This window comes from Bacillus sp. G16 (genome assembly GCF_021282335.1).
Lineage (GTDB): Bacteria > Bacillota > Bacilli > Bacillales > Bacillaceae > Bacillus > Bacillus inaquosorum.
Genome location: NZ_JAJSOZ010000007.1, coordinates 164265 through 176795, shown reverse-complemented (window position 1 = coordinate 176795; position 12531 = coordinate 164265). Strand labels below are relative to the sequence as shown.

Here is a 12531-nt window from a genome sequence, read left to right as displayed (position 1 = left end):
CTCCTCCTCTTCACACTAAAGAAAAAAAGGGGTTTATCGATATGCATACAATGTGGAAGGGATCGATCAGTTTCGGATTAGTAAACATTCCCATCAAGCTATATGCGGCCACAGAGGATAAAGACATTAAGCTGCGAAGCCTTCATAAAGAGGATCACGCGCCAATCAAATACGAAAAAATTTGCACGAATTGCGAAAAAACACTCAGTCCTGATGAAATTGTAAAGGGTTACGAATATGTAAAAGGAAAATATGTGGTGCTGACGGACGATGATCTAAAAAGCTTAAAGCAGGAGCATGAGGAGAAAGCCGTTGAGATTGTTGATTTTGTTCAGCTTCAGGAAATTGACCCGATTTATTTTAACCGCTCCTACTTTGTCGGCCCCGGGGATAACGGCACGAAAGCCTATACCCTGCTGCGTGAGGCGCTGCGCTCTACCGGAAAGATCGGCATCGCCAATATGACAATCAGGTCGAAGCAGCAGCTTGCCATTCTTCGCGTTTATGAAAATTGTATCATTATGGAGTCTATCCATTATCCGGATGAGGTCAGAAGCGCTGCCCATGTCCCAGGTGTACCTGATCAATCGAATGTAAACGATAAGGAACTGCAAACCGCTATCACATTAATAGATGAGCTGACGACTGAGTTTGAGCCTGAGAAATATGAAGATACGTACCGGCACGCCCTGCTGCAAAGAGTCAATGACAAGCTCGAAAATAAAGAAACAGCCGTCACTCCTGATAAAGCGCCTCCTCGTGAAGATGTCATCGACCTTGTCAGCGCCCTGCAAGCCAGCATCGACCGCACGAGAAAGCCGAACCGGGAAACCCCGGCAGCCGCACCAGAACAGGCCGCTGAACCAAAAGGAGCCGGAGATAAAAAACAAAAAACGACTAGAAAAAAAGCCTCCGGCACGTCATAACACATGGCGTTTACGATGCAGCCCGTCCTTACTTCGTCACCGCCAAAAGGAGCAGAATGGCGCTACGAAGTAAAATATGATGGATACCGCTGCATTCTCCGCATCCATTCAGCAGGTGTGACTTTAACTAGCAGAAATGGCTTGGAGCTTAACAGCACCTTCCCTGAAATCACTCAATTCGCCAAGACAGCCTTTCAGCACATGGAAAAAGCTCTTCCGCTGACACTCGATGGCGAAATTGTATGTTTGGTGAACCCTTGTCGTGCAGATTTTGAACACCTTCAAGTGCGGGGGCGTTTGAAAAGACCAGACAAAATTCAGGAATCGGCAAACGCGCGGCCGTGCTGCTTTCTCGCCTTTGATCTGTTAGAGCGAAGCGGAGAAGATGTATCATCTCTTTCGTATCTGGATCGGAAAAAATCGCTGTACGATCTCATGTCTGCTGCAAAGCTTCCTGCGTCTCCAGACCCTTACGCTAAGGAAACCATTCAGTATATCCCCTACTATGATCATTTCGATCCGATGTGGGAGATGGTTACAAAATATGACGGTGAAGGAATTGTAGCGAAGAAAACAAACAGCAAATGGCTTGAAAAAAAGCGGTCGTCCGATTGGCTCAAATATAAAAATTTTAAACAAGCTTATGTTTGTATAACAGGTTTCAACCCCAACAATGGCTTTCTGACGGTGTCTGTGTTAAAAAACGGCGTAATGACACCTATTGCCTCTGTCTCACACGGAATGCGCGATGAGGAAAAAAGCGCCATACGCGAGATTATGGAACAGCACGGACATAAAACATCATCAGGTGAATTTACGCTTGAACCGTCGATTTGTGCAACCGTTCAATACTTAACGATTCTCCAAGGTACATTAAGAGAGGTATCGTTTGTCAGCTTTGAATTCCATATGGACTGGACTGAATGCACGTATGCGCAAGTCATACGCCACTCAAAACCGGTTCATCCAAAGCTTCAGTTCACAAGCCTGGATAAAATCATATTTGAAAAGAATAAAAAAACAAAGGAAGATTTTATTCAGTACATGATCGAAGTCAGTGACTACCTGTTCCCATTTCTGAAAAACCGTGCTGTCACCGTCATCCGCTATCCGCATGGATCAAGGAGCGAATCGTTTTTTCAAAAAAATAAGCCAGACTATGCGCCAGATTTTGTTCAATCTTTCAATGATGGAAGCCATGAGCACATCATCTGCGAGGACATGTCCACTTTATTATGGCTTGCCAACCAGCTTGCTTTGGAGTTTCATGTTCCTTTTCAAACCATTAAAAGCAGACGTCCGGCTGAGATTGTCATTGATTTGGACCCGCCTTCACGAGATGACTTTCTCATGGCCGTGCAGGCCGCAAATGAACTGAAGCGGCTGTTTGACTCCTTTGGCATCACATCGTATCCGAAGCTGTCCGGCAACAAAGGCATCCAGCTTTATATTCCCTTGTCTCCTGAGGCATTTACGTATGAAGAAACACGCCAATTTACACAGCTGATCGCAGAGTACTGCACCAATGCATTTCCCGAGCTCTTTACAACAGAACGCTTGATTAAAAACAGGCACGGCAAATTGTATCTTGATTATTTGCAGCATGCAGAAGGTAAAACGATTATCTGTCCTTATTCGACAAGAGGGAACGACCTTGGCACTGTCGCGGCACCGCTCTATTGGCATGAGGTACAAACATCCTTAACACCCGCCCTGTTTACGATTGATACTGTCGTTGATCGTATTAAGAAGCAGGGCTGCCCATTTTTTGATTTTTACCGTTACCCGCAAGACGAGCCTCTTAGCGCCATTTTACATCAGTTGCAGAAAAAGAGCTGACTAATTAAGTCAGCTCTTTCCGTTCAACTGTACTTTTTTTCCAACCGTTCTTTTTCCTGGCGCTGGAGCGGGCTCAGCGGCTCATTATATAAATCGATATCAATTGCATATTTCGGCCGTCTTTTCACTTCAGAAAAAATCGTACCGATATACTCTCCGATGATCCCGATTCCCATTAATTGCAGCCCGCCCAAAAACCAAATGGAAATGATGAGCGACGCCCAGCCTGCATTTGTATGGCCGAGCAGCTTTTGAATGAACGCGCCGATTCCCGCCACAGCACTGACGAAAAGTAAAACAAAACCTAAAAGCGTAAAGAATCGAATTGGCGCAACACTGAATGATGTAATCCCGTTAAAAGCGAATGATAGCATTTTTTTGAGCGGATATTTCGTTTTACCGGCAAAGCGTTCCTTACGGTCATACAAAACTTCGGCTGATTTAAAGCCGATCATAGGAACAATGCCTCTTAAAAACAAATTCGCTTCCGGATAGCGCGCGAGCTCTTCAAGCGATCTTTTATTCATTAAACGAAAATCCGCATGATTATAAATTAATTTAATCCCAAGCTTATTCATAAGGCGATAAAACCCTAAAGCGGTCGTGCGCTTGAAAAAGGTATCAGTTTTTCTGCTCCGGCGAACACCGTAAACGATCTCGCAGCCCTCATGATATTTCAGCATAAAATCCCGGATCACAGAGATGTCGTCCTGAAGATCAGCATCAATCGAAATGACGCAGTCTGATCTGTTCTTCGCTTTATGGAGTCCGGCTAAAAGCGCTTTTTGGTGTCCGACATTGCAGGCTAATTTTAAGCCGGTAATCTTCTTGTTTCTTATGCTTTCCATGGCAATCAAGGCCCAGGTTCTGTCTTTGCTGCCGTCATCGACAAACAGAATTTTACTGTCTTCAGCAATTAATTTTTCTTCAATTAAGCCGTCTACAACCTCTGTCAGCTGACGGCTTGTCTCTTGAAACACTTCCTCTTCATTGAAACACGGAACGACGATGGTTAACACTGGCTGTGGCTGTTTCAATCGATATCCTCCTTATCTTGTTTCATATAAATAAATGCGCCAGGCGGAATCTTTATGGTCAAACGTCTTGACGAGCGCGAGATGGTTTTGGTCAGCATTCATGATCGGAACTGAAGAAAAAATGTAACGTCCGCCCATTTTTTTAAATACATCTGTATTTAATTCCAGATTGTTGATCGTTTTCTTCGAGTTCTTCTTAAAATCATAACGTTTACCGAGCTCGTCGACGAAAAGGTAGCAGCGGCTGCCCCATTCATCAAAATATTGTTTCAGCCGAGCGTTTTTTTCCAGCTCTTTTTCGATGATTTTCCTAAATTCATATTTATATGAGAGCGGGTACAGGTTGTTATACGTATCTAACGTGTAAAACCCGTTATATTGGGCGATAGACGGATGCAGTCCGATGCTCGCCACCCTGTATGAATCTTGCGGACGCCCGATGTACTCCTTAATCTCTTTGAATTGCTCGGATGCATAAAACTCCCGGAATGTCGGCGCATTGTAGTGAACGCCATACGTATATTCTTCATTAAAAGGCGCCAACACCATCAGCTGTGCAGCCACAGCGGCATATACAAGCCATTTCCACCCTCTTCCCATTCGCCAAATGAGATATAAAGCAAGCGCAAAGCTCACATATATGACAAGCGGCCGCAGGAAATGAAAACGGGCAAAATTAAATTCAGCTAAAAAGGCAAATTTCTGCTTTGGCACCGCCCATATTTTGTTGAACCAAAACGCATACCATAAAGACAGTCCGTAATTAAGTACACATAAAAACAGATACACATTTTCCGGCTTTGTCCGGTTTCGCTTGAACAGCAAAGCTGCAAATAAAAGCAGCAGGATCGGGAGGATGACAACGGTGTGAACGGTCATCACATGATTATGGCCATAGACAAAGTTTTTTACGGATAGGCGGAGAGAATGCCAAACGTCATGCCTGGATGAAATAAATTCAATCCGATGCATCGGTGCGTGCGAGAACAGCATCGAATAAACGAGCCGGTACTCTACGAAAAGATAAATACTGGTCATAAAAGCAATACTGCCTAAGAACATCAAATTCCATCTTCTTTTTGTGATAGCATCATACAGCCAAAAGCACACCATTCCTGCCAAGAAAAAGAAGAAGCCTAAGACAAAGCTTGAATATAAAGGAAGCAAACCGAGCGTCAGCCACTCTCTCCATGAGATATCCCCTTTTCGGATATTCAAAAAAGCCCACAATGCCAAAGGATATCCAAGCGTACTCAGCATTCCCGAAGGCCAGAAAGGTGTTAAGGCAAATGCCAGCGATACGCCAATTCGGATGAAAGCCGCCTTTGGCTCTGGGATCACGTGCTTCTTCAGCAGCACATACATTCCAAAAAAAGCGACAACCCTTGTAATTGTCTGGCTTATTGCATAGGCAGTCATGGAAGAAAAGAAAGCATGCAGCCAAACAATTCCGCTCAACTCGGTGCCAAAGGCATCCCGCGGCAGCCCGTTAATGATTTGCGGAATGGCCGCGTCAACCTTGCCGACGATTTCTCCGCTATCAGCCAGCACCTTGTACCAAGCGATATTGGAATCTAAATTATCGTGGACGCGAATATGGGCATCTTCCTTTAAAATAAAAAGCGGAGATACATACAGCAAAAGAAGAAATAATGCGATCCAGAGATAATATGTTTCTTTTTTGTGTTGTCTCATCAATCGTAACATCGCTTACACATCCATCTGTTATTCTGACTCCATATCCGGCATGTTCTGCCTCATGTGTCAAAATTTATTATCCCTTTTCCCTTCTAAAACATTCATCAGATGACAATCCGTTTTTCAACCTGTCTCTTACCCATTAATTCCCGCTATCCAAAAGGCCCGATCACTTACTATACTGATAGGAGGGAGGGGATATATTTTGTTTACAATCTTACTTTCATTGGCCATACTCGTATGTGTGCCATTTATATATAAAGCGAAACGCAATACAAAAGATGTGAAGGTCAACACCATTTCAATTGATCAAAAAGACGGTCTTCCAGCCAGAAAAAAATTAAATATCCTTCATTTATCAGATCTTCACTTAGAAAACATTTCTGTTTCACCTGAAGAGCTGTATCATTTAACAAAAAATCAGCCTGTAGACATCATTGCGCTTACCGGGGATTTTCTAGATCGGAAACGTAATATTCCGAAGCTGGCAGGTTACCTGAACGCATTGCAAAAGCTGAAGCCTGCATATGGAATGTACGCGGTGTTCGGTAACCATGATTATGTATTGAAAGAAAAGGACTTTCAGAGATTGAAGCGTGTTTTAGAGGAAAACGGCTGTATCACGCTGCAAAATGAACATGTTCAAATCGAGACGGCTGCAGGGCCTGTCAATATTATCGGCATTGATGATTACAGCACGAATCGCAGTAATATTATCGGCTCTTATCAAAATCTAGACAACGGCTATCATCTTGTTTTAACACATGACCCTAACATTATTCTGGATATGAAAGATGTTCATTTTGACTACCTACTGTCAGGCCATTTTCACGGCGGCCAAATCCACTGGCCAAAACCGTATCATTTGGTGAAAATGGGCAAGCTCGTGCGCATGAACATGATTAAAGGGCTTCATTATCACCACGATAAGCCGTTTTATATCAGCGAAGGCTTAGGACAAACCGGTGTGAATATCCGTGTCGGAAGCCGCCCTGAAGTGACATTTCATCAGATATAATCAAAAAAGACTGTGCTGACCAAGGCATCAGTCTTTTTTTTGATAGGTTTTCTGAAGCTTTTCTTTTGAAATAAACAAATAGGATGTATTCGGTAAATGCCGCAGGCCCACTTGCTTTGACGTTAAATATAAAATGGGCATATGGGTTATCTTTTTAAAGCATCTGTAAAAAGGATTGACAGGGGTGACCACATCAAAGCCGAGCCTTTCTACACCTTTGTCAAGCATTGTAATTCCCACGATTCCTTTAATTTTTTCACTTTTTTTATGATTATTGATGTATTCCAATAATATCGGCATTGATTGATATACTTTTTGATAGATAATGATCCCCTTTCTGACTGCACTCTCAATGCCTTGCAGCTCCCTGATCAGCTTAATATTGTGCAAATGGATTTTAACGAGCACATCATTTTTTCTTATATGCGTTCCGTCGCTCAGCACGACATGATGCCCTTTGTACTTCGTCAGCCTGACTCGAAAGACACTTTTTCGATCTTTGTCAATCAAGGTCAGCCTTGAAAAAAAGAAATAAAACGGGTCAATCACTCTCCAAATGGAAAGGAAACAGGTTTTCATCTCTTCACCTTCCTTATGATCAAAAATACCCTTATATTTTGTCATCGTTCTCCCCAAAATATAGTTGCCATATTTTTTAAGGAGGACCGTCATGAAAAACATTCTCATTTTTCCTTTTTTAAGCATTTCCACCGGACATCATCATGTCGCCGATGCCCTGCAGGCTGAACTGGAGTCACAAGGACTGGCATCTGAAAAAATTGATATCTTTTCACATGCGTATAGACGGTTAGAAAAACTATCCTCTGAGACGTATTTAAAATGGATTCAATATTTCCCGAAAACGTACAGCGGCATTTACAGGCTCCTTGCCTGCGGAGAATATCAGAATGACAAACGCTATACCATGTACGAATGGCTGTTCACACAACAAATGAGGCACATTCTCAAAGAAAAACAGCCTGATATCGCCTTCTGCACGCATGCGCTGCCTTCTTATCTGCTGAACCGGCTTAAGCCGGAATTTCCGAATCTGACGGTTGTGAATGTATACACTGATTTTTTTGTGAATCAATTATGGGGGCGGGAAAACATTGATTACCATTTTGTTCCGATCATGGATGTCAAGAAGCAGCTCGTGTCTGAAGGAATCAATCAGAAAAACATATACTTGACCGGCATTCCCGTTCACCGGATGTTTGAAATGGGATCTGCAGACACCTGTCAGCATCATCCGCCATATACCATCATTATCACAGGCGGCAGTATGGGGGTCGGGGGGATTTTAAAATGGGTTCAGGAGCTGTCGCCAGGCGGAAACATCTTATACAAAATATTATGCGGCAGGAACGAAAAGCTCTACTGCTATGTCAAAAGTTTAGGCCACCCTTTTATTGAGGCGATACCCTACCTTCACAGCAAAGCAGAGATGAACCGTTTATACGAACAGGCGTCAGGCATTATGACAAAACCCGGAGGCGTGACCATCAGCGAATGCTTACAGAAACGGCTTCCGGTATTTATTTATCATGCGCTGCCGGGCCAGGAGGAGATGAATTTAAACCTTCTAAAGGAACGAAAGCTTGTCACAGATATGAGAAACTGGGACATGCAAAAGGCAGAAGAACAGATTGCGGCATTTTTCCAATCGAATGAACAGGTGAACGAATACGAAAAACAAGTCAATCAATATCTTGGTGAAATATCTGATCGGAAGATTGAAGATATTTTAAAAAGGATCATATAAAACAAAAAAACACTCTCCTGAAACAGAGAGTGTAACATGTTAACGAAACAGCAAATGCTGGCTGTGAATGCCTGCTTTCTTCAGCAGGACGATCAGCTGGTCCTGTTCATCAGGTGAAAGGCCTGAAAATGCTCTCGCAATACGCAGCGCATGAATCGGATAAATTTTATCCAAATACTCATTTCCCTTGTCAGTTAAATGCGCGTAAACGGAGCGTTTATCTTTCGGGTCTTGCTCCCTTACTAAAAACCCGTTTCTTTCTAATTTGTCAATGACATATGTGACGTTTCCGCTCACAAGCAGAAGTCTCGACCCAATTTGCTGTAATTTTTGCGGGCCTCTTGTGTACAGGAGCTCCAGTACAGCAAATTCAGTCGGATTAAAGCCGTGCTCTTTACTGTCACGGATACTATGTTCAGACACACTTTTGAAAGCCCTTGCAAAAACTCTGTACAAATTCATCGCACGCTCAACTTCTTCTTCGTTAAACGATAATCTCATCATATCTACCTCGTATATAGGATTTTTATAAAAAAATAATGAAAACCCTTACATATAATAAGAGTTCAGTCCCTTACTATATGTATTCGCTATAATTCGAGAAATTCCTTCTGAAAGCAAAAAAATCCTTATACATTATCTTGTATAAGGATATTTTTTGTGATTTGCAATGTTGCGGAAGAAATATGCGTATTCCTTTCGCAGTTCGGAAATCGTCATTTTGTTCATTATTTCTTTATTATAAACTCCGATTTGAAAGAGTTTTTCAGAATAATGGCTTCGTTCTTTTTCTAAAGCGGATTTCAATAAATTACTCATAGCGTCCTCCTTCATTTTGAGGTATCCTATACACAAGATACTCTATTTAAATGAACGTGGTATGAATCTAATGTAAAGAATTTATGTTTACGAAGATTTTCGGTACAGTCCGTTTTGAACCGATCTTAATAGCTGAAAAGCATGTTCTCCGGCAAGCTGCATAAACGTCTCCAGCATTTCATCACGTTTGATATCCAACTCTATAATTTCTTTTGCCAGTGAGACCGCTTTTTCTTCCTCCATGATTATCCTTCCTCCTCATTTATTCGTTACATAAAGGATAAAACGCGCTTGTGTGTTACGCATTATTCTTGTTAATTTTTCTTCCGTATTTTTTCAAAAATCTTCTAATTCATGTTAGAAAATATGACAAGCGTCAGGTTTTTTCTCTTTGTTTTTTATATACTATTATCAAAAGACATCCAGGGGTGGAAAAATGACCACAGAAGATCATTCTTATAAAGACAAAAAAGTGATTTCAATCGGGATTGTCAGTGAATTGACAGGATTGTCCGTAAGACAGATCAGGTACTATGAGGAACGGAAGCTCATTTATCCGCAACGTTCTTCAAGGGGAACGAGAAAATATTCTTTCGCCGATGTGGAGCGGCTGATGGATATCGCCAATAAGCGTGAAGACGGCGTACAGACGGCAGAGATTTTAAAGGATATGCGCAAAAAAGAGCAGATGGTAAAAAACGATCCGCAAGTGCGGAAAAAAATGCTGGAGGGGCAGCTTAATGCTCACTTTCGGTACAAAAACCGTTAAATGATAAAAGTCCGACTCGCAATTGAGACGGACTTTTTACTTTTATAATGAGTGTATGAATGCAGTGGCAATGCCAAAGTAAATTAATAAAGACAAAATATCGTTTAACGTTGTAATCAGCGGTCCTGAAGCGATCGCCGGGTCTACTTTCAGCTTGTGCAAAATAATAGGGATAATGGTTCCTGACATCGTGCCGATAATTAAAGTAAAGAGCAGTGAAGAGGCGACAACAAATCCCAGAAGTGCGTTCCCCTGCCATAAGATGGCGATAATCGCAATCAGAACAGAACAGACCGCTCCGATATAAATACTTGTTCTGAACTCCCGGAGGATCAGGCGTACAATCGTTTTTTTGTTCATTTCTTCTTTAGACAAACCTCTGATGACAACCGCGAGAGATTGTGTTCCCGTATTTCCTGTCATCCCTGACACCATCGGCATGAAAAACGCCAGCGCGACAACCTGCTGCAGCGCATCTTCAAAATAACTGATAATGCTTCCTGAAATCAGTCCGATAAACAAGAGTAAAATCAGCCACGGCAGACGCCGGTATGCCGCCACGTAAGCCTTTGTGTCAAAGGTGATGTCTTTACCGGAAGCGGCAAATTTTTCGTAATCCTCATCAGCTTCCCGAATGACGACGTCGATAATATCATCGACCGTTACAATGCCGACAAGCACGTTGTTTTCCTCAACTACCGGAATCGCCAAGAAATCGTAACGTTCAATCAGGCGAGCAACTTCTTCCTGATCCTGAAGAGCGCCTGCTGAGATGACGCGGGTAAACATTAAATCCTGCACCTTTTCTTCAGGTTCGCCTAAAATCAAATCGCGGTAGGAAAGTACGCCCACCAGCTGTTTGCTTTCATTGATGACATATAAGTAGTTGATCGATTCAGCTATTTCAGCAAAGCTTTTCAGTTTGACGACCGCGTCTTTTACCGTATAATGCTGAGGAATCCACACATATCGGTTTGTCATCATGCGCCCCGCTGAATCAGCCGGATAATTCATCAAAAGCTGTACAGCCTTAGACTCTGATGCTTCCATGCTGGACAATAGCTGTTCCTTCAGTTCTTCGTCCATTTCTTCAAGCAATTGAGCGAGGTCATCGTTGTCCATTTTGTTCATCGCTAGTGTTGCTCTGGTTTTTCCGACTTTATTTAAGACGGCAAGCTGAAATTCGCGTTCCAGCTCCCCGATCATATCAGTGATATCATCTACAGTTAAATAAGATAAATAGCGGGCGCGGTGTTTTTCCGGCATTTCTTTAAAAATAAATGCCATATCATAGGGCTGAAGCTCATCAATAACGCTTCTGAAATCCCTGATTTTCCCGTCTCGCAATAAAATAATGATGCGTAAAATGAGTTCGTCATAGGTCATGTTTTGAACCATCGGGACTCGTACCTCCTCTACGGAGACGTGCCGGCCTCGCCTGAAGGTGCGGCAGATCGTCTCCTCATCGTGTAATCAGTTGCCTTGCTGTCATAGTATATGGGTACTTCTTCAGATTGACTCGAATGGGGAGAATCCATACTCCGCACCTCCTTTGGTAAAATTCGTTTTAAAGGCATAAAAAAAGCCTTCGGGATTGAAGGAGAAAGAAGCACGGCAAAAAAGCGTGCGGGCGCCTTCAATCGTAGAGCTTTAGCACTGTATGGCATAGGATCAATCATCCAGCTGCGTTAAAAATCACCTTATGTCGATGATTTCTGTTGACCCATTGGCGTCTTTGGACATTTTTGGGCAGCAGCGTATCTCCATACAGGAGCCTCACCTAACGAAGTTCCTAATTGAATTGACACACTGAGATTACAGAAAAAAACAAGCTATGTCAACTCAAAAAAGTAATAAATGCGCTTTCATCACAAATACGGAACAAAACAAGGGCCTAAGCCCTTATTCTGTTGTTTGCGTCTCATCATCTTCAGAGAGCAAATGATACGTTTCATGAAGAAATAAGGCGTACTCTCCTTCCTTCGTCGGATGAGGGACATATTCAGCCTGATTGATGTATTGCTCCTCTTTCTTTTCCATGCGTTTCGCCTCCTTTTCTATTTAGATTGTCCAAAAGAAGGTTTCTTATCATGAAAAAACCCCGCTCTAGCGGGGTTTTGATTAGTCGTCTATCTCCTGCTTAATGATATGTCCATCCTTTGCGGAAATCTCAAATTCCGCCTCAGTTCCTTGTTTCGTTTTGATCTCAATTTCATAGTTGTAAGCACCGTCGTCTTCGTCAAGCTTGCTTTCTGTTACGGTTCCATCTGTTTGCTTTAAGGCAATCTCTTCAGCCTCTTCTTTTGTTATGGCAACTTGTTCTGCTTTCTCTTTTAACGGGTCATTGAGCGCTTGTTTTGTATTGATATCTACATAAACGTCGTAGTCTTCACCGTCTTTTTGGATCTCGACTTCATAGACTTCTTTGCCGTTGTAAATGTCTCTGTCGATATCATCCACCGTGCCGTCAACAACCGTTTTGGCAATCGATTCTGCTTCCTGTTCAGTGAGTGCACCAGTCTTGAACGAAGCAGTCTGTGTGTTTTCATTGTTTTCTTTCGCAAACGCGTTGTAGCTGAATCCGCCGGCCGCTACACAGCCTGCTAATAGGCCAACCATCCATCTTTTCTTTAGCATATGTGATTCCTCCTTTGTTTTCG

At 42.6% G+C, this 12531-nt stretch carries 14 protein-coding genes, 1 pseudogene and 1 riboswitch; of the genes and pseudogenes, 5 read left to right on the top strand and 10 right to left on the bottom strand.

Annotation, left to right across the window (positions count from 1 at the left end):
- The first annotated feature begins 41 nt into the window (after positions 1 to 41).
- On the top strand, positions 42 to 926 hold the full coding sequence (gene ku, locus LWH95_RS11360; protein WP_442860842.1) for a non-homologous end joining protein Ku: 885 nt from the start codon (positions 42 to 44) through the stop codon (positions 924 to 926).
- Between the two features lie 3 nt (positions 927 to 929).
- Positions 930 to 2765: a DNA ligase D gene (locus LWH95_RS11355; RefSeq protein WP_232919616.1), complete on the top strand. Its 1836-nt coding sequence runs from the start codon at positions 930 to 932 to the stop codon at positions 2763 to 2765.
- 23 nt (positions 2766 to 2788) lie between these two features.
- On the opposite strand, the gene LWH95_RS11350 is transcribed toward LWH95_RS11355, so the two are convergent.
- Both LWH95_RS11350 and LWH95_RS11345 read right to left on the bottom strand, forming a co-directional pair.
- Entirely contained in the window at positions 2789 to 3802 is a 1014-nt protein-coding gene (locus LWH95_RS11350) for a glycosyltransferase family 2 protein (protein WP_133487702.1), read from the bottom strand.
- Between the two features lie 12 nt (positions 3803 to 3814).
- Positions 3815 to 5509 carry a DUF6044 family protein gene (locus LWH95_RS11345; RefSeq protein WP_133487703.1) on the bottom strand — a complete coding sequence of 565 codons (1695 nt, stop codon included), beginning with the start codon at positions 5507 to 5509 and terminating at the stop codon, positions 3815 to 3817.
- A 196-nt stretch (positions 5510 to 5705) separates the two neighbouring features.
- Here LWH95_RS11345 and LWH95_RS11340 point away from each other — a divergent pair, with 196 nt between their 5' ends.
- Complete coding sequence (locus tag LWH95_RS11340) at positions 5706 to 6518, top strand: metallophosphoesterase (protein ID WP_019258215.1); 813 nt, start codon at positions 5706 to 5708, stop codon at positions 6516 to 6518.
- Between the two features lie 27 nt (positions 6519 to 6545).
- Here the strand turns inward: LWH95_RS11340 and LWH95_RS11335 are convergent, their stop codons facing one another.
- Entirely contained in the window at positions 6546 to 7097 is a 552-nt protein-coding gene (locus LWH95_RS11335; RefSeq protein WP_032732168.1) for a YkoP family protein, read from the bottom strand.
- A gap of 91 nt (positions 7098 to 7188) precedes the next feature.
- Here LWH95_RS11335 and LWH95_RS11330 point away from each other — a divergent pair.
- A pseudogene (locus LWH95_RS11330) lies at positions 7189 to 8318 on the top strand (MGDG synthase family glycosyltransferase).
- A 4-nt stretch (positions 8319 to 8322) separates the two neighbouring features.
- Here LWH95_RS11330 and LWH95_RS11325 read toward each other — a convergent pair.
- The 3 genes from LWH95_RS11325 to LWH95_RS11315 form a co-directional block, all read right to left on the bottom strand.
- A complete protein-coding gene (locus LWH95_RS11325; protein WP_003232536.1) occupies positions 8323 to 8787 on the bottom strand; it encodes a MarR family winged helix-turn-helix transcriptional regulator in 465 nt (154 codons plus the stop codon).
- A 132-nt stretch (positions 8788 to 8919) separates the two neighbouring features.
- On the bottom strand, positions 8920 to 9102 hold the full coding sequence (locus tag LWH95_RS11320; RefSeq protein ID WP_019258212.1) for a hypothetical protein: 183 nt from the start codon (positions 9100 to 9102) through the stop codon (positions 8920 to 8922).
- A gap of 87 nt (positions 9103 to 9189) precedes the next feature.
- Positions 9190 to 9345 carry a hypothetical protein gene (locus tag LWH95_RS11315; protein ID WP_003218545.1) on the bottom strand — a complete coding sequence of 52 codons (156 nt, stop codon included), beginning with the start codon at positions 9343 to 9345 and terminating at the stop codon, positions 9190 to 9192.
- A 193-nt stretch (positions 9346 to 9538) separates the two neighbouring features.
- Between LWH95_RS11315 and tnrA the strand changes: the two genes are divergently transcribed.
- Positions 9539 to 9871, top strand: coding sequence for a MerR family transcriptional regulator TnrA (tnrA, locus tag LWH95_RS11310; protein ID WP_003239028.1), 333 nt, complete (start codon positions 9539 to 9541; stop codon positions 9869 to 9871).
- Positions 9872 to 9913: 42 nt separating this feature from the next.
- Here tnrA and mgtE read toward each other — a convergent pair whose 3' ends face one another.
- From mgtE to LWH95_RS11295, 4 genes are all read right to left on the bottom strand, one after another.
- On the bottom strand, positions 9914 to 11269 hold the full coding sequence (mgtE, locus tag LWH95_RS11305) for a magnesium transporter (RefSeq protein WP_003239029.1): 1356 nt from the start codon (positions 11267 to 11269) through the stop codon (positions 9914 to 9916).
- Between the two features lie 17 nt (positions 11270 to 11286).
- The gene (locus LWH95_RS21615) at positions 11287 to 11409 is read right to left on the bottom strand and encodes a hypothetical protein (RefSeq protein ID WP_003239030.1); all 123 of its coding nucleotides are present in this window, start codon (positions 11407 to 11409) and stop codon (positions 11287 to 11289) included.
- A 90-nt stretch (positions 11410 to 11499) separates the two neighbouring features.
- Positions 11500 to 11666: riboswitch (M-box (ykoK) riboswitch) on the bottom strand.
- Between the two features lie 107 nt (positions 11667 to 11773).
- Positions 11774 to 11911: a transcriptional regulator SplA domain-containing protein gene (locus LWH95_RS11300; protein ID WP_003218541.1), complete on the bottom strand. Its 138-nt coding sequence runs from the start codon at positions 11909 to 11911 to the stop codon at positions 11774 to 11776.
- Between the two features lie 81 nt (positions 11912 to 11992).
- Complete coding sequence (locus LWH95_RS11295; RefSeq protein ID WP_232919615.1) at positions 11993 to 12508, bottom strand: PepSY domain-containing protein; 516 nt, start codon at positions 12506 to 12508, stop codon at positions 11993 to 11995.
- Between the last annotated feature and the right edge of the window lie 23 nt (positions 12509 to 12531).